18 protein-coding genes are annotated in these 16,643 nt (G+C 39.3%); 13 read left to right on the top strand and 5 right to left on the bottom strand.

The window, feature by feature from the left end:
* Positions 1-9 precede the first annotated feature (9 nt).
* From OU989_RS08555 to ptsP, 4 genes are read left to right on the top strand one after another with little or no spacing between them, the layout of a single operon-like run.
* The gene (locus OU989_RS08555) at positions 10-720 is read left to right on the top strand and encodes an SIS domain-containing protein (RefSeq protein ID WP_274796720.1); all 711 of its coding nucleotides are present in this window, start codon (positions 10-12) and stop codon (positions 718-720) included.
* 20 nt (positions 721-740) lie between these two features.
* Positions 741-1,445, top strand: a complete 705-nt coding sequence (locus OU989_RS08560; RefSeq protein ID WP_274796722.1) for a glucosamine-6-phosphate deaminase — start codon at positions 741-743, stop codon at positions 1,443-1,445.
* Complete coding sequence (locus OU989_RS08565; protein WP_274796723.1) at positions 1,442-1,708, top strand: HPr family phosphocarrier protein; 267 nt, start codon at positions 1,442-1,444, stop codon at positions 1,706-1,708. Before OU989_RS08560 ends, OU989_RS08565 begins: the two co-directional genes overlap by 4 nt.
* On the top strand, positions 1,705-3,417 hold the full coding sequence (ptsP, locus tag OU989_RS08570; protein ID WP_274796724.1) for a phosphoenolpyruvate--protein phosphotransferase: 1,713 nt from the start codon (positions 1,705-1,707) through the stop codon (positions 3,415-3,417). Before OU989_RS08565 ends, ptsP begins: the two co-directional genes overlap by 4 nt.
* Positions 3,418-3,468: 51 nt before the next feature.
* Here the strand turns inward: ptsP and OU989_RS08575 are convergent, their stop codons facing one another.
* Positions 3,469-4,146, bottom strand: a complete 678-nt coding sequence (locus tag OU989_RS08575) for an HAD family hydrolase (RefSeq protein ID WP_274796725.1) — start codon at positions 4,144-4,146, stop codon at positions 3,469-3,471.
* A gap of 63 nt (positions 4,147-4,209) precedes the next feature.
* On the bottom strand, positions 4,210-4,977 hold the full coding sequence (locus OU989_RS08580; RefSeq protein ID WP_274796726.1) for a sporulation protein: 768 nt from the start codon (positions 4,975-4,977) through the stop codon (positions 4,210-4,212).
* A 229-nt stretch (positions 4,978-5,206) separates the two neighbouring features.
* Here OU989_RS08580 and OU989_RS08585 point away from each other — a divergent pair, with 229 nt between their 5' ends.
* Entirely contained in the window at positions 5,207-5,941 is a 735-nt protein-coding gene (locus OU989_RS08585; protein WP_274796728.1) for an urease accessory protein UreH domain-containing protein, read from the top strand.
* Positions 5,942-6,011: 70 nt separating this feature from the next.
* Here OU989_RS08585 and OU989_RS08590 read toward each other — a convergent pair whose 3' ends face one another.
* Both OU989_RS08590 and OU989_RS08595 read right to left on the bottom strand, forming a co-directional pair.
* A complete protein-coding gene (locus tag OU989_RS08590; RefSeq protein WP_274796729.1) occupies positions 6,012-6,539 on the bottom strand; it encodes a GNAT family N-acetyltransferase in 528 nt (175 codons plus the stop codon).
* A 34-nt stretch (positions 6,540-6,573) separates the two neighbouring features.
* The gene (locus OU989_RS08595; protein ID WP_274796730.1) at positions 6,574-6,996 is read right to left on the bottom strand and encodes a hypothetical protein; all 423 of its coding nucleotides are present in this window, start codon (positions 6,994-6,996) and stop codon (positions 6,574-6,576) included.
* 492 nt (positions 6,997-7,488) lie between these two features.
* On the opposite strand from OU989_RS08595, the gene OU989_RS08600 reads away from it, so the two are divergent.
* On the top strand, positions 7,489-8,406 hold the full coding sequence (locus OU989_RS08600) for an alpha/beta hydrolase (RefSeq protein ID WP_274796731.1): 918 nt from the start codon (positions 7,489-7,491) through the stop codon (positions 8,404-8,406).
* Between the two features lie 247 nt (positions 8,407-8,653).
* Here the strand turns inward: OU989_RS08600 and nhaC are convergent, their stop codons facing one another.
* Positions 8,654-10,033, bottom strand: coding sequence for a Na+/H+ antiporter NhaC (gene nhaC / locus OU989_RS08605; protein ID WP_274796732.1), 1,380 nt, complete (start codon positions 10,031-10,033; stop codon positions 8,654-8,656).
* Positions 10,034-10,564: 531 nt separating this feature from the next.
* Between nhaC and OU989_RS08610 the strand changes: the two genes are divergently transcribed.
* The 7 genes from OU989_RS08610 (at position 10,565) to OU989_RS08640 (ending at position 16,383) form a co-directional block, all read left to right on the top strand.
* Entirely contained in the window at positions 10,565-11,188 is a 624-nt protein-coding gene (locus OU989_RS08610) for a DUF47 domain-containing protein (protein WP_274796733.1), read from the top strand.
* 15 nt (positions 11,189-11,203) lie between these two features.
* On the top strand, positions 11,204-12,220 hold the full coding sequence (locus tag OU989_RS08615) for an inorganic phosphate transporter (RefSeq protein ID WP_274796734.1): 1,017 nt from the start codon (positions 11,204-11,206) through the stop codon (positions 12,218-12,220).
* Positions 12,221-12,405: 185 nt separating this feature from the next.
* Positions 12,406-12,555, top strand: coding sequence for a hypothetical protein (locus OU989_RS08620; protein ID WP_274796735.1), 150 nt, complete (start codon positions 12,406-12,408; stop codon positions 12,553-12,555).
* 383 nt (positions 12,556-12,938) lie between these two features.
* A complete protein-coding gene (locus OU989_RS08625; protein ID WP_274797300.1) occupies positions 12,939-13,637 on the top strand; it encodes a response regulator transcription factor in 699 nt (232 codons plus the stop codon).
* Positions 13,634-15,082, top strand: a complete 1,449-nt coding sequence (locus OU989_RS08630; RefSeq protein ID WP_274796736.1) for a HAMP domain-containing sensor histidine kinase — start codon at positions 13,634-13,636, stop codon at positions 15,080-15,082. The genes OU989_RS08625 and OU989_RS08630 overlap by 4 nt, the downstream gene beginning before the upstream one ends.
* Positions 15,079-16,152 carry a LolA family protein gene (locus OU989_RS08635; RefSeq protein WP_274796737.1) on the top strand — a complete coding sequence of 358 codons (1,074 nt, stop codon included), beginning with the start codon at positions 15,079-15,081 and terminating at the stop codon, positions 16,150-16,152. The genes OU989_RS08630 and OU989_RS08635 overlap by 4 nt, the downstream gene beginning before the upstream one ends.
* A 9-nt stretch (positions 16,153-16,161) precedes the next feature.
* A complete protein-coding gene (locus tag OU989_RS08640) occupies positions 16,162-16,383 on the top strand; it encodes a hypothetical protein (protein WP_274796738.1) in 222 nt (73 codons plus the stop codon).
* Positions 16,384-16,643 lie beyond the last annotated feature (260 nt).

Raw genomic sequence — 16,643 nt, forward strand, 5'->3', positions numbered from 1 at the left:
TGATAGATCATGAATACCTATTTTCAACAAGTTAATCGATATTTAACAATGGTGGCTCAACAGGAAAGTGAGCAAGTCATGCATGTAGCCAAGCAAATTGTTAAACGTCTCACACAGGGGGGTATTATCCAGCTGTTTGGCTCTGGGCATTCCATGTTATTAGCGCAGGAATGTTACTACAGAGCAGGTGGCCTAGTGCCTGTCAAACCGATACACATTGAATCGTTAATGCTGCATCAGGGTGCACGGCAATCCTCGCAAAATGAAAAAAAACAGGCTTTTTTAGCCTCCTATAAGGATCAGCTCCAGTTTGATGACCAAGATGTTTGTATTATCATTTCAACATCCGCTAATAATCCAGCGCCCATTGATATGGCCATCTATGCCAAGGAAGCGGGCGCTTTGACCATATCATTGCAATCGCTGGAATATCAACAGCAGCCATCACGCCATCCTTCAGGCAAGCGTTTAGAGCACATTGTAGATGAAATTTTAAATACACATGTTCCATTAGGAGATGGTGTTTTAACAGTGGATCAGTTGCAGTATGCACCTGTATCAACGATCTTAGGTGCAACTTTATTAAATGCTTTATTTGCTGAAATTATTGAGCTTTTGCATGAACAGGGTGCAAATCTACCCGTGTTTGGTAGCAGCAATATTGGGAAAAACAATAACGATGCGCTCATTGATCAATATGGTCAACGTATTCATTTCTAAGGCAAAAAGGAGGATATTTGGTGATAATAAAAAGGTTTTCCTCAGTTGATGAGTTATACGCTCAGGCAGTAGCGACAATCGTGGAAGCGAAACAAAATGGAGCGACAACGTTCGGGTTAGCTACTGGTGGAACAATGGAACCGTTGTATGCTAAAATCTGTAAAACGGATATTGATTTTTCAGATTGCACGAGCTTTAATTTGGATGAATATGTTGGACTTGAGGCAACGCACGAGCAAAGCTATGCCTATTACATGAACAAGCATTTATTTCACCAAAAACCATTTCAAGCATCCTATTTACCGAATGGTTTAGCAGCCGATCCTTTAGAGGAAGCAGCACGCTATGAAGCATTGTTGCAACAGCATTCCTTAGATTTCCAATTGCTTGGTATTGGTCAAAATGGTCATATCGGCTTCAATGAGCCAGGTACACCCTTTGATTCCTTGACACATTTAGTGACACTGGAGGAATCTACTCGCCAAGCCAATGCACGCTTCTTTTCATCGATTGATGAGGTGCCCACACATGCATACACAATGGGGATTCAGTCCATTATGCGAGCAAAGTGCATTTTGTTAATTGCAGTGGGAGAAACTAAGCGAGACGTTTTACAGCGTGTGCTGGCATTAGATTATACAGAGGATGTACCAGCAAGTGCTTTGTCCAAACATCCAAATGTTATCATTTTAACAGACTTACAAGAAGAGGAGAATAAATTATGAAAACACAACAATTTACAGTAGTCGATCCTTTAGGAATTCATGCACGTCCGGCAAGTCAGCTTGTAGCAAAAGCTACACCGTTTGCTTCTTCAATTGAAGTACGTACAGAAGAAAAAGCAGCTAATTTAAAATCCATTTTAGGTGTTATGGGGTTAGCCCTAAAACAAGGTTCACAATTTACACTTGTTGTAGAGGGGGAAGATGAAGAGCAAGCATTTGCAGCATTAGCGACACTCATGACAGAAATGGGGCTTGCACAATGACACAACTCTCTGGTATTGCCGCTTCAGACGGCATTGCCATTGCGAAAGCATATCGTTTTGTCCAACCAGACTTAACCTTCACGAAAACAACTGTTCAGGATATCGAGGCAGAGCAGCAACGTTTAGCAGCCGCTCTTGCCAAATCAGAGCAAGAATTAGTGGCGATTCAACAGCAAACAATAGAAAAATTTAGTGCAGAAGAAGCGGCCATTTTTGAAGCCCATTTATTAGTGCTGAAAGATCCAGAATTAATTGGGCCAATCAAACAAAAAATGGCAGATGAAGCGGTAAACGCAGAATATGCGTTACATGACGTTTCAACGATGTTTGTAACATTATTTGAAAGTATGGATGACGAATACATGAGTGCGCGTGCATCAGATATTAAAGATGTGACAAACCGTATTTTAGCGCATTTACTCGGTGTACATATTCCAAATCCAAGTCATATTAATGAACAGGTTATTATTGTCGCCAATGATTTGACACCTTCAGAGACTGCCCAATTGGACCGAAACTTTGTCCTTGGCTTTATTACAGATATTGGTGGCCGTACTTCTCATTCTGCAATCATGGCACGTTCATTAGAAATTCCGGCAGTAGTAGGGGCAGGGACAGCAACATCAACGATTCAAGATGGTGATCTATTAATTGTGGATGGTTTATCAGGTCAAGTGATTGTCAACCCAACGGCAGATGTTATGGCTGAATACGAAGAAAAGGCACAAAACTATCGTACGCAGCAAGCGGAGTGGTCAACATTAGTGAACGAGCAAACGCTGTCCAAAGATGGTGTACATGTAGAACTGGCAGCCAACATCGGATCGCCGAGTGATTTAGATAGTGTGTTACGCCATGGGGCAGAAGGAATTGGCCTATATCGTACAGAGTTTTTATATATGGGCCGAGAAAACCTGCCATCAGAGGAAGAACAATTTAGCGCTTATAAAACGGTCATTGAAGGAATGAACGGTAGACCAGTTGTTATTCGAACACTGGATATCGGTGGAGATAAACATTTACCGTACTTACCTTTACAAGAAGAAATGAATCCATTCCTAGGTCATCGTGCCATTCGACTTTGTTTAGATCAACAAGAGCTATTCCGTACAAAATTGCGTGCATTACTTCGTGCATCTGTATATGGCAGCTTAAAAATCATGTTTCCGATGATTGCAACTATTCGAGAGTTCCGTGATGCTAAAGCGATTTTATTAGAAGAACAAGAAAAGCTTGTATCATCAGGAATTGCGGTCAGCTCGGACATTGAAATTGGGATGATGGTGGAAATTCCAGCGACAGCCGTGATGGCCGATATCTTTGCGAAAGAAGTGGACTTCTTCTCCATCGGCACCAATGATTTAATTCAATATACGATGGCGGCAGATCGCATGAATGAAAAAGTTGCGTATTTATATCAACCATATAATCCAGCCATTTTACGCTTGATTCAAATGGTCATTGAGGCAGCACATAAAGAGCAAAAATGGGTAGGGATGTGTGGTGAAATGGCAGGCGATGAGCTTGCTGTTCCATTGTTACTCGGCTTAGGCTTAGATGAATTCTCAATGAGTGCAACCTCCATTTTAAAAACACGCTCCTTGCTAAAGCAATTATCTGTTTCAGAGATGCAAGCTTTAGCGGCAGAGGCTTTACAGCTAGCGACAGCCGAAGAGGTTATCGAGAAAGTTAAGCAAGCTGTGAAATAAATGATCTTAAAAACCATCTACCGAAATAATTGTGGTAGATGGTTTTTGGCTTTACTTCAACGATTTATTTAAACTGTTGATGATTAAAGATACCTCTAACAAGTCATCGATGATGGCATCGGCCTTAACATGATCCCATTGAGAATCCCTTTTCCAAATGCCTTTCATTCCAACACGCTGTGCACCTTTCACATCATTTTCAGGATGATCTCCAATAAAAATACATTCATTTGGGAGCACATGTAGCTTTTCTAATGCTCTATTAAATATCTCGGGGTTTGGTTTTTTAATCCCTTCCCACTCGGATACAAATATGACATCAACATACTTGTCTATTCCTAACGCTTTCATATTTTCCATTTGGAATTGCCCATAGCCATTGGTAATGATGCCCAAGGCGATATGGTCGCTTTTCAATTTTTCTAACATATGAAGAAGATGAGGAAAAGGAACACAGTGATTGTTGAAATTATTAATGTAATCTTGAAGAAGTTCTTCCCATGATAGTGTGTCTATATTAAATTCAGCAACAAGTTGCTGATAGACTGTATCCTTCCATACATATCCCAGCTGATCTAATTGGATAAAACGAGACATATAGCGCTCTTTTGGAATATGTTTTACTAATTCGCCTAGGCGGTCATATTGCTTCGCTATGAATTTTTTTACGGAGGCATCTCTATTTAATAACGTTCCATCTAAATCAAATAATGCTGCTTTTATTCCCATGACCTACACTCCTTTTTATATAAAAAAATAGTTGAAGATTTCCTCAACTATTTTTTCTAGGATCTAGATATGTTTGGAGATGATTTGCTGAAGCTTCGCCTGGAGTGCAGGTACGTCATGCATAGTAATGGTTGTTCGAACATAGCTTTCATCCATATCTAATGCCTCCGCAAAGAAGCTACCAATGCCTCTTACTTTACGATCAATTTGCATGTAAATTTCTGCTGAGTGGTTGGATTGCGAAAGGAAGACGATTTCAAGCTCATCTAAATGTCCTCTAAATGGACCTGTTGGCACAAATTCAAACTCCTGCACAAATGGGTAATAGCCTCGGAAGCGGGAAGGGGCTTGTTGGCATTCCGCTTCACGTAAACGAAAACCTAACCCACGAATAGCATCTAGGATGTGGTCTGCCAGCATTGTTGGCTCCACTCGAATATAATCCTTATCACTTGGATCGACAGCGTTCTTTATATCAAGACCTGTTTGAATCCAGACCTGTGTTTTACCTGCAGTAATGGGTGTTTCAAATGGCAGTGTGAGCGAAATTGGAAAGATCTTTTCCTCACCAGCACCTAGTAAGAACGGCTCTGACACTTTCAATTTTTGCAGTGTGGCAACCTCTGTATGTTTATGGTCATTCGACTCTCGAATATAAGTTGTATTAACTGATAGATAGATCGTATCGACTTGCTGCTCAACTTGACCACCACGCACGATAATTTCGCCTTGCATGACCTCACCAGCGCGATAAGTATCCTTTTCTAATCGAGTATCCACTGTTGCTGAACCGATTCCAATACTTGCTAATGCTTTATGAAAAAAAGACATCTTTCATTCCTCCTACTGACATGTTTAGCTATACATACGCACAGATGGAAAAAAGGTTTCAAGGCTAGCCAATTTTTCGCTATACTATTTGAAAAGCGAAACAGGGAAAGGAATGGAAGGTAGCAGTCAAAGACGGAGAACTTTAGGTTTTTTTGTTCATGGCTGCACCATTTATTCACATTTTCGTTTTATAATGGTAAAAGTAGTACTAGATAGAAGGTGTGTTTGTATGTATCGTATGATGTCAGCTGTCAGTCAGTTTATAAGCGACCCTATTTCACAATTTTTAAATGGCTATGAGCATTCTGCATTTGCTATGACCGTTCTTCTGGGCCTTCTTGGTGCACTTGCTCCGTGTCAGTTAACGGGTAATATGAGTGCAATAACGTATTATGGCAATCGAACATTGCAACTGAAAAGTAACTGGCAGGAGATTGTGCTCTTTATGCTTGGGAAAGTGCTTGTATTTAGCGGTCTTGGACTCTTCGCTTGGCTTTTTGGTCAATCCTTTGAAACAAAGATGACTCAATACTTTCCCATCTTTCGTCAAGCTATTGGACCAATCATGCTGATAACAGGCCTCGTGCTAATAGGTCTATTCAAATTAAAGTTTTTATATCGCCTATCCTCTCTATTACCGCCAGTTGTAAAAGCAGGGAAATTGGGCTCCTTCCTCATGGGCGCTAGTTTTGCCATTGCCTTTTGTCCAACCATGTTTGTGCTATTTTTTGGGTGGTTAATGCCAATTGTTGCAAGCACCCCCTATGGCTTAATTTTGCCCAGTGTATTTGGGGTGGCAACTTCTATACCACTCATTTTGCTACTCGTCTTTATTTATCTATTTGATGCAAAGCGTCTTATAATGCGGACAAGCATAAAGCTAGGGAGGGGAATACAAATAGTGGCAGGAATATTGTTAGTATTCATTGGTATGACAGATACGATCACCTATTGGGGGATGTAAAATCCAAAACCACTTACCAAGCAGATTGATAAGTGGTTTTTATCAAAATAAATAGAAAAAGAATAGCTAATCATTCAACATTTGCCTCTGAATCGCTCCATTTATAGTAAACAAATTTTTGGCTTTGTCCATTCATGTCAAATTCATCATCACTCGTGCCAATGTATTTAAATCCATTTTTCTCTAATATTTTTTGAGAGGCAATATTATTCGTCGTTGTTTTCGCTGCAATATGTTTGATTCCTAGATTGCTTACCATTGCCAATAATAACTTTAACGCCTTATTCGCCAATCCTTTACCTATATGCTCTTCGCCAACTCTATAACCAACATGGCCAAGCTGTTGACTTTTATCAATGTCAACTAAATTTATTCTTCCAACAATTTGTCCATTGTCATTTTTTATTAAATAAAAATAAGATATGTCTTGGGCTTGTTCTTCTATTAATAGCTCATTTTTCTCTTTAAAAATTTTATACTCATAATAATCATGTCCACGACTAGGTACCATTTTTTCGAAATATGTCCTATTTTTAAGCTCAAATTCATATAAACGCTCAAGATCAGCGTGTTCTAATTTTTCTAGTATAATATTCATATAATCCCCTTTTTCTATTTAAGTAAAATATTGTTTAGTTTGAGATAAAGCTGTCAGCATGGAGATGCTCACAATACTCTCTGATTAAAGTCCAGTCATTTTGCTCTTTGCGGAATCGTTGAATAAATAATTTGACAACATCAAGTAGTTTTCCTTCGATTTCAAACGTGACCCAAAACGTTGCAATCACTTCATTTTCAGTTGCAGGGGTGATATGCAGTACTTTAAAATGCCATTTTGGTTGACGACCTTCATATTGTTGATACGCTTGTTCCCAGCCCATTTTTGCCTCCTCGTAGCCCCAATCCGAAATATTGGCTTCTGGTCCCGCCCAGCGTATGGCGATTTCCTTTGACAAAAAGGCATTCATTTCTTCGGCATTACAGCCATTCCAAACATCTTGATAGTGTTGGAAAAAGTGTTCAAACTCTTTGAGTAATGTATCTGTAGCTGGCATGAAAATACCTCCCGTAGAATTGTCTTTATTTTATGGTTCTAATAAAAGATTCCGTTCCTGAGAGTGGTTATATATAGAATAACATAAATTCCAATATTATGAATTATCTAATAACAAAAAGGTAGCTGATGTTTGCTTTTATTAAAAGTAAGTTATAATTATCCACATTTTAGTTTTACCAAGGAGATGTATCGATAGTAGAGCTACTATTTCATCGGTAATGAAAACACATTTTTTTCAATCTACACTAGGTATGGATATTGTTCAAAATATGCCTTGTTTCCACCTAATACCTTGGATACTATAATGGTAAGGAATTAATTAATTGGATTACTATTCCAAAAAGTAGCCTCATTATGATGAATGGAGCGCTTAGTCGATTGTGGAGATACTAAAGGTTGTCTGTGTCAAAAGGAAGTGTTTTACACAGTACGTAAAACTATTTGTTGGACTCTCAGTTCTAAGTTCAAAAGTTGGAGGAATAGAAAATCTATGAACATCTCTCTTAAAAAGACAATAAAGTTACTTGCATTGCTCATTTTGTTAGTAACAATTACAGGCTGCACCACAAAGCCTGTGTCTTCAAATGCCGATCAATCTTTATCTAATCAACACCAAGGTACTGCTCCTAAAACCGAGACCATAAATGAAACGTTACCTGCTGAAGTGACAAATATACCATCAAACCCAGCGGTTGAGTATGAACCTGCCTGGCCAGATCGAGCGGTAAAGTCTTCTAGAGGACATCTTGTGAATAGTTGTGTTCCAGATGAGCTACGCGATCAAGCAACGACACTGACTACCAGTGATGGGGTATATCTTTCGGCACTTGTGCTTGGTAGCGGAAATAAAGGAGTCCTACTAGCACATGAGCAAGGTTATTCCATTTGCTCTTTTCTTGACATGGGAACGGAACTGGCAGACAACGGTTATTTAGTTATTATTCCTGAATATCGTAATCACGGTGCCTCACAGAAAATCGAACTAAATGATCATATAGAGCTTGATGCAGATGTAGCCTTAAACGAACTAAAACGAATGGGTGCAAAAAGAGTATTTTTGGCAGGAGCATCATGTGGTGGTACAACAGCAATCGTTGCAGGCGTCCGTCAAGAGCTTCCTATTGAGGGACTAATTATTCTTTCTTCTCCTGCACAATGTTCAAACCTTGATGCAATTCCAAGTGTCAAAAAGATTAAAGCGCCATCCTTGTTTGTTTTTTCACCTGGTGATTATGGAGGCAGTATTGAAAAACATGTGCGCCAATTATATCAAGAATCTGGAGCAACTGATAAAGAGCTAATTGTGGACGAGAGCGGTTATCACGGAACAGATATGTACCATAGGGGGCAGGACGGTGACGTATTAAAGACGCGACTCATTGACTTTGTTAAAAAGGAATTTAAATGATGTGTACTCAAAAAGAGGATGGTAATAACCCAATCTAATTTAATGTAACAAGGGCTACTCATGGAATATGCAAAGCTTACCTGGTAAACAGAAGAAAGGACATGCTTTATTGGAGTTACATTAAAATGGGCATTACTGTTTTTGGCCAAATTGACTATGTAATGTGATCGTACTGTAAGTTTTTCAATAAGCGATGCAATAATGAGGAAAAAAGGTAGCTGATGTTTGAATCAGCTACCTTTTGTTATTAATCAAGCCTTGTTAACGTTTTGCCACTCCAACCAAAAATAACGGTTAGAATAGGCCCTAGTAGACAGAAGAAGGTAAAGGGAAGATAAGCTAACGTAGATATATCAAGAACACTTGCTATGAAAATACCACAAACACTCCAAGGGACAAGAGGATTGACTACCGTACCTGCATCCTCCATCACGCGAGAAAGATTTTTTGGGGCCAAGCCGACCTTCGCAAATTGTGCTTTAAATGCCTCACCCGTTAATAAAATGGATAGGTACTGCTCACCGATCAATGTATTGACACCGATGCCCGTAATCGCTGCACCTGTAATAACAGAGCCAGCACTTTTAAACAAGCTTTCAACTTTCGTTAAGATGCTTTGAATAATGCCTAGTGTAAATAGTAAGCCACCCATTGTTAAGGCAAGTAAAACAAGAGCAATGGTAAATAGCATACTATTCATTCCACCGCGAGTTAGCAGAGCATCTATTTCTTTATTACCAGTTTGAGAGACATAGCCATCAAAAAGCATCTTGAAGACATCTGCAGCAGGCAATGGTTCATGAATATAGGCAAGTCCTACTCCCAGAATAGACACGACTGCCAGTGTAATGATAGCTGGTGCTTTATAAAAAGTCATAATAACGAGTACGGCAATAGGTAATAATGTATACCAATGAATAAGTCCTGTAGAGAGTAATCCTTCTTTAAATTGCTCCACTGTATCAAACGAAGTAGCTGCTCCTGTTGGTGATAAAATAGCGTACAGCACAAAGGAAATCAGGAAAGCAGGAATCGTAGTCCAACCCATATTTTTAATATGCTCAAATAAATCTACTCCAACCGTACCAGAGGCAAGATTAGTTGTATCTGATAAAGGTGACATTTTATCACCAAAGAAGGCACCAGAAACAATTGCTCCAGCTGTGATAGTTAACGAGATGTCCATAGCACCTGCAATGCCCATAAAGGCTACACCGACAGTGGCTACTGTTGTTAAGGAGCTACCGACAGACACACCGACAATGCTACAAATTAAAAAGACAATAGCAAAGAAAAAGTTAGGTGAAACGGTTAAAAAACCATAATAGATAAGGGTAGGAATCGTTCCTCCCATAATCCAGCTCGAAATCAAGATGCCAATAAAGAAAAAGATAAATACAGCGCCAAGTCCAGCACTAGCACCTGCAATCATACCGCCTTCAAGATCACGAAAGGGTACTTTTTTTAGTAGTCCATAGGCTAGTAAAAGTGAAATGACTAGAAAAATGGGAATGTGGGGTGTTGCTTTTAAATAGCCGATACTAAAAGCCATTGTGGCTATAATGATAAGTATAATAAAGCCTGCCTCAATAAATCGAGGGTTACTCTTAGCTTCTATTCGAAACATGTGAATCCTCCTAATAAACTTTTACGCTTCAATGCGGTGAAGCCCAAAAGTATTATAGCACGCTAATAATTTTTGTCAATTGACAGAAATTTGGAGGTCTTATCATCTCGATATTTGCAGCGATTGTGTATAAGCAGTTAGAACGTCGAGCATAACAAGCATAAGAGCGAATAATACTCTGATAAAAGACAAAAAATAACAATGAAATTCCATCATTTTCATGTAAATTTCGTTTACAATTCCTTAACATTTCACATCATAAACAAAAAAGCAGAAAAAAGTTCATTTCAAGTGTTTTTGTAAAAACAAAAGAAAAAATGGTCATATTTAAAGAAAAAACACTGATTTTTATTAACAGATTTCCAGCGTTTTCAACTTGAAAAACAGCTTAAAAATAAATGTGGCAAATTTTATATTACATTTTTGTAAAATCAATATCTTTGTGTTTAAAATTTTGTAGAATTGTGTAAATGTTTTGTTATGATGATTCAGAAATCCACAAATTAATTTTTACTTAACAGGAGGAACAGGATGTTCAACTCAAATAAGCAAGATCCATTTTTTCAGTCTTTATTAAAAATCGCAAAAAATGTGAATGAAGGTATTTATTATGCACACAATGCCCGCATTCAAGATGATATAGATTCTTTAAAAGAAATTGCAGATACAATGAAGCAGTATGAAACAAGTGGAGATAAATTAATTCATGAACTCATTGTGATGCTAAATAAATCTTTTATGACGCCAATCGAGCGTGAGGATATTTTAGCATTAGCGAATAAACTTGATGATGTCATTGATGGAATGGAAGGCTGTATTGCTCATTTCAATATGTATAACTTAACAGAAGTAACAGAGCCTATGCGCCAATTCCTTTCATATATTGCCAAGAGTACAGATGAAATGGTACAAGCCATGGAACTTTTAAATAGTAAAAAGCTTGTAGAAATGCGTAAACATGCTATTCAAATTAAGGATAATGAGCGTGAATGTGATGAAATTTTCCGTTCTTCGATGAAGCAGTTATTTATCCAGGAAAAAGATCCAATGCGCTTAATTGTCTTCAAAGATATTTACGAGCAATTTGAGGATATTGCGGATAGCTGCCAAACAGTAGCAAACACAATTGAAACAATAATTATGCGTAATGCGTAAGATGGAGTGTACGAAATGGATACGATCTTATTAATCACCATACTAGTCGTTATATTCGCGCTTGTATTCGACTTTATTAACGGCTTCCATGATACAGCAAATGCCATTGCCACTTCTGTATCAACACGTGCATTAAAGCCACGTACAGCCGTATACATGGCTGCGGTAATGAACTTCGTCGGAGCGATTACATTCGTTGGGGTAGCAAAAGCGTTAACAAAAGATATTGTAGACCCATTTACCTTAAATGCTTATGATGGCGATATTACGGGTTCGGTCGTTATTTTAGCGGCCTTATTATCAGCCATAACATGGAATTTACTTACATGGTATTTTGGGATTCCATCAAGTTCTTCTCATACGTTAATTGGTTCTGTTGCAGGTGCAGCCATTGCGGCAGCCGGATTTGATATTTTGAACTATGCTGGGTTTATTAAAATTATCCAAGCATTAATTTTTTCACCACTACTAGCTTTTGCAGCTGGTTTCCTGATGATGACAATATTGAAGGTCATCTTTAAGGATATGAATTTATACCGTACGAATAAAGGCTTCCGAACAATGCAAATCGGGACGGCAGCCTTACAATCATTCACACACGGAACAAACGATGCGCAAAAAGCCATGGGGATTATTACACTCGCTTTAATTGCGGGTGGTCTACACCAAGGAGATGATATTCCATTCTGGGTACGTTTTGCAGCGGCCACAGCAATGGGTCTTGGTACATCTGTAGGTGGTTATAAAATCATCAAAACCGTTGGTGGTAAGATTATGAAAATTCGCCCAGTGAATGGGGTAGCGGCTGACTTAGCTTCTGCTTCGATCATCTTCGGTGCGACATTAATTCACTTACCAGTTTCTACAACACATGTTATTTCTTCTTCTATCATGGGTGTAGGTACCGCACACCGTGTCAAAGGCGTTAAATGGGGAATGGCACGTAAAATCGTCACAACATGGGTCATCACCATGCCAATATCAGCTGTCATGGCCGCATTAATTTACTATATTTTAAGTCTATTTTTCTAGTTCGCTAAGGAATGCACAATCACTGTGCATTCCTTTTTTGTTTGGTGCTAGGAGCGGCAAAATGAGGATAGCGAGGGCAAAGTAGCGGATAGCACGGCAAAAGTGGCGGATAGCGAGGGCAAAGTAGCGGATAGAACCGTCAAAGTGAAGGATAGAGAGGGAAAAGTAGCGGATAGACCCGGCAAATGGAGGATAGCCCGGACAAAGTAGTGGATAGAACGGCAAAAGTGGCGGATAGCGAGGGCGAAGTAGTGGATAGAACTGAAAAAGTTGCGGATAACGATGGCAAAGTAGCGGATAGTACGGCAAAAGTGAAGGATAGCCCGATCAAGTAGCGGATAGAACCGTCAAAGTGAAGGATAGCCCGGACAAAGTAGTGGATAGAACTGCAAAAGTGAAGCGATGGCAAAGTAGCGGATAGAACCGGCAAAATGAAGGATAGCCCGGACAAAGTAGCGGATACAACTGCAAAAGTGAAGGATAGCGAGGGAAAAGTAGCGGATAGAACCAGCAAAGTGAAGGATAGCCCCACAAAACTAGTGGATAGCCCCACAAAACTAGCGGAAAGCCCGCGTAGAAAGAAAAACAGCTTCGACGAAATCGGTAGTCTCTGCCCCCTTGTGTAAAGTGCGCATAGGCTCTAAGGTAATTATAAAGAAAGTGTAAAGTTCGGAGAAAAATGTTTTTTCCGTAGTAAGGTTAATGCAGGAGGAGAATGATGAAGGAAAAGTTATTACTGATAGAGGATGATGCAGCTATTGGTCGCATTGTGAAGGATACGTTGGAGCAGGAGGGCTATTGTGTGACATGGGCTACTACAGGCCTTGAGGGATTAGCAGATTTTCAAGCGCAACCTTTTGATTTAGTGTTGGTGGATTGGATGTTGCCAGAAATGGATGGTCTGACGGTTTGTCAAAATATTCGCTGGGAGAGTGATGTGCCCATCCTTATGATGAGTGCGCGTAAGGAAGAGGAGGATAAGGTGGAGGGCTTGCAGGGGGCAGATGATTATATTGCAAAGCCATTTAGTTTAGAGGAGTTAAAGGCACGGGTTGCCTCCCATCTTAGGCGCTGGCGACGCTATCATAAGCAAGAGCCGTTAGAGGAGCAAACTGCCTATGCGAATGGCTTAACAATAGATTGGCAACGGGAAATTGTCAGGGTTAATCAGCAAGAAATTGCGTTAACTCAAAAAGAATTTGCTCTTGTCAGGCTGCTAGCAAAAAATCCGAGTCAAACTTTCACGAAAGAGGAACTGTATCAGCATATTTGGCAGCAAGCGACTTTAGAGGACACTCATACTGTCACCGTACATATAAAGGCACTGCGAGAAAAGCTCAAGGATTCAGTGAAAAATCCAAATTTCATTCAAACCGTGTGGGGGAAGGGCTACCGCTTTATTGGTGAACCATTATGAAAATAAAAGCGTGGTTACTGATCATGTTTTTTATTGTAATGGTATTACCCATAGCAGGTGCTTATAGCCTTTATGTGTGGATTAATGCTTATTATCAAGATAAAAATGTGGCGGAGTTCTTTGACAAGTGGACTGAGCTGAATCAGGTAAAAGATGTCGTTGACAATCCAGTACTTTATCGAAAAAATGCCAATTTTGAGGAGGTAGAGGATCTTACCAATGAGCAGCTGGCGATTACCCTCTATACAAAATCTGGCTATGTTTTATATTCCTCCAACCCTTTGCTAACGGGCTATGTAGGGAAAGAGCGTATGTTGAAAGGCTTATATGATTTACAGCAATCCTACAACGCTTTTACCTATAAGGAGCCTGTTTATCAAAAAGGTGATTTGTTGGGCATCTATGAAATTCAATTAATACGAACAGATTGGGTTAAGGGTGTAGAGAAGCGTTCTTGGCTTGTTATGACAAGCACGATTCTGCTGTTTCTTATCATTTATTTAACTGTCATCTTGTTGCTACATCGGAAACTAAATCGGCCATTACGTGAACTGATGCAGCAAATGCGTAATTTTGCGAAAGGTCAGCATGGTAAATCAACTCTCGGTGTCAGAAAAGATGAGATTGGGGCACTCGCCCAAACGTTTGAGGCAATGCAGGATGAAATAGAACAAACTCGGGCTTCGTTAAAAGTGGAGCAACAGCAAAAAGAAATGATGATTGCAAGCATTTCCCATGATTTGAAAACGCCCCTTACAGCCATTCAAGCCTATGCTGAATCTTTACAAAACAAAGGCTTATCAGAACAGCAACAGGTGGAATATCAGCAGGTCATCGTCACGAAGGCAGATCGAATGAAGCATATGCTAGAGGATTTATTGATGTTTACATTACTTCAATCTACGGACTACGAATTAGAGCTGATAGCTGTAGATGGGGAAGAATTTTTTGACATGGCCTTATCTGATTATGAACCGTTATGTGTGGAAGAAGGATTTACATTAGAAGTCTTCTGTGCTGTGGATGGGCTCTATGCTGTGCATCCTAAACAACTTCAGCGTGTCATTGATAATTTATTGAGCAACGCATGGCGTTATGGGGAAAAGGGGACAACAATCGGCTTAGCAGCAGTCAATGCTGGGAACAATCCGCAATGGGGTTTTGATTTCTTGAAGTCTGCTTTAACCGAGCAAGAAGGTATGTATATCATCGTGCAAAATGTTGGATTAGGCATACCACAACAGGACATTGCAAAATTATTTGAGCCCATGTATCAAGCTGATCGTGCAAGATCAAAGGCTGGAGAACGAGGAACAGGGCTTGGCTTAAATATTACGAAACAAATTATTGAAAAACATGGTGGAACTGTCGAGCTACTTTCAAGGGAGAGCGTTGGAACAGCAGTTATTTGCTGGCTACCACCTTATAAAGGAGTAAATACATGATGAAGTGGAAACAATCATGCCGAGCAGCAGGCTTAATTGCTGTAATGACATTTAGTTTAGTAGGCTGTAATACGGAAGCATCGTATACACCACAGGAAATAATAGAGCAGGCCCTTCACGAATCGAAGGAGCCACTTACGTATTATGGCGAATATACGTTAGATATGGGAGAGCTAGGTGGCAAAGCTTATGTGAAGGAATGGGTAAAGGATCGAAATAGACGGATAGAGATGACAGGTGACAATGGTGAGCATGTGATTACGGTCACAAAGGATGCTAAAGTGATTAGCTATGATGTTACTGAACATACAGCCTATACAATGGCTTATTCGCAGGATGAACTTGACGGCCTACAATCACCGAAAGATCAGGTACAGCTTATTTTTAATATGGTTAAAGATACGCATGATATTAAGATAGCTGGAGAAGAGAAGGTTGCTGGTAGAGATACGTATAAAATTGTAGCGAAAACGAAGAAAACGGAATCATTATTTGGGGATATGGAAGCATGGATTGACAAAAAAACTTGGTTGACGTTAAAAATGAAGTCAGATAATGCAGGAAATAAAATGATTACCGAATATTCAAAGATCAATTTTGCTGAAAAAATCGAAGATCAACAATTTACACTAGATCTACCAAAGGATGTAACGATTCAAGAAATTAGCGGAGAAGATCCTTCTGAATCCATTTCATTGGAAGACGCCAAGCAGCAGCTAGAAACGTTTTTAATGGTTCCAGAAGGAAATGGTCTTACGTTAGATAAAATTTCAGTTGTTAAAGGGATAGAAGATCGATCAGAATATTCTTTTGATTATGGATTAGACGGAGAGCTCGCATTTTTTGTCACGGTATTTAAAGCTGATGCTAGTATGGCAGATATTGGTCCCATCCTAAACGAAAAAGAGATGGATATTCGAGGACAAAAAGGAACCGTTATGGATGATCAACATTTCCGTTCGATTGCTTGGCAAGAAAACGGCTACCAATATAGTATTGTTGGGCAAAATCCAGAGTTAACGGCTGAGGATCTTGTAAGCTATGCACAAAAAATGATAGTTGTACAATGAGGTGATGCTATGAAAAAAGCACACGGATTAAAATGTCTAGCATTGTTTTTATTTACCACTATTTTCTTCTATGGGGTAGGAGAAACATATGATGTGTCTTGGCTCCAATTTCACTTGACAGGCCAATATAATGATGTCGGTTTTTATTTTAGCTTTACTTCCCTAATTCCAATCTTGATTGGACTAGTAATGGTGGGGCTATATGAATCACTATTAAAACGATTTATCTAAATAATTTAGAGGCAGGATCACTTAAGGATGGTCCTGCTTTTTTTATGGTAGGTATCTATTACTATAAAAAGGATTTTTAAAGGAGATTTTAAAATGGCTATTTTTTTCTATAGCTTCGCCCTACAATTGTTTGTCCCCATTGTTATTGGTCCTTTGCTTTTACTTTACATTAACTTATTTACATCATTTAAAAATGGATGATGATAGGGCGATTAAGAAAACAAAGTGGGCAGCGGTGCTGTCTTTAGGACTCGCTTTGG

The sequence above is a fragment of the Lysinibacillus irui genome, assembly GCF_028877475.1.
GTDB classification, from domain to species: Bacteria; Bacillota; Bacilli; order Bacillales_A; family Planococcaceae; genus Lysinibacillus; species Lysinibacillus irui.

Bases quoted from the DNA above. Each gene is read 5' to 3' on its own strand.
- OU989_RS08565 (WP_274796723.1), top strand. From the start codon at position 1,442: ATGAAAACACAACAATTTACAGTAGTCGATCCTTTAGGAATTCATGCA.
- OU989_RS08580 (WP_274796726.1), bottom strand. From the start codon at position 4,977: ATGTCTTTTTTTCATAAAGCATTAGCAAGTATTGGAATCGGTTCAGCA.
- OU989_RS08600 (WP_274796731.1), top strand. From the start codon at position 7,489: ATGAACATCTCTCTTAAAAAGACAATAAAGTTACTTGCATTGCTCATT.
- OU989_RS08590 (WP_274796729.1), bottom strand. From the start codon at position 6,539: ATGAATATTATACTAGAAAAATTAGAACACGCTGATCTTGAGCGTTTA.
- OU989_RS08615 (WP_274796734.1), top strand. From the start codon at position 11,204: ATGGATACGATCTTATTAATCACCATACTAGTCGTTATATTCGCGCTT.
- OU989_RS08610 (WP_274796733.1), top strand. From the start codon at position 10,565: ATGTTCAACTCAAATAAGCAAGATCCATTTTTTCAGTCTTTATTAAAA.
- OU989_RS08620 (WP_274796735.1), top strand. From the start codon at position 12,406: ATGGAGGATAGCCCGGACAAAGTAGTGGATAGAACGGCAAAAGTGGCG.
- OU989_RS08595 (WP_274796730.1), bottom strand. From the start codon at position 6,996: ATGCCAGCTACAGATACATTACTCAAAGAGTTTGAACACTTTTTCCAA.
- OU989_RS08630 (WP_274796736.1), top strand. From the start codon at position 13,634: ATGAAAATAAAAGCGTGGTTACTGATCATGTTTTTTATTGTAATGGTA.
- nhaC (WP_274796732.1), bottom strand. From the start codon at position 10,033: ATGTTTCGAATAGAAGCTAAGAGTAACCCTCGATTTATTGAGGCAGGC.
- OU989_RS08625 (WP_274797300.1), top strand. From the start codon at position 12,939: ATGAAGGAAAAGTTATTACTGATAGAGGATGATGCAGCTATTGGTCGC.
- OU989_RS08585 (WP_274796728.1), top strand. From the start codon at position 5,207: ATGTATCGTATGATGTCAGCTGTCAGTCAGTTTATAAGCGACCCTATT.
- ptsP (WP_274796724.1), top strand. From the start codon at position 1,705: ATGACACAACTCTCTGGTATTGCCGCTTCAGACGGCATTGCCATTGCG.
- OU989_RS08575 (WP_274796725.1), bottom strand. From the start codon at position 4,146: ATGGGAATAAAAGCAGCATTATTTGATTTAGATGGAACGTTATTAAAT.
- OU989_RS08555 (WP_274796720.1), top strand. From the start codon at position 10: ATGAATACCTATTTTCAACAAGTTAATCGATATTTAACAATGGTGGCT.
- OU989_RS08635 (WP_274796737.1), top strand. From the start codon at position 15,079: ATGATGAAGTGGAAACAATCATGCCGAGCAGCAGGCTTAATTGCTGTA.
- OU989_RS08640 (WP_274796738.1), top strand. From the start codon at position 16,162: ATGAAAAAAGCACACGGATTAAAATGTCTAGCATTGTTTTTATTTACC.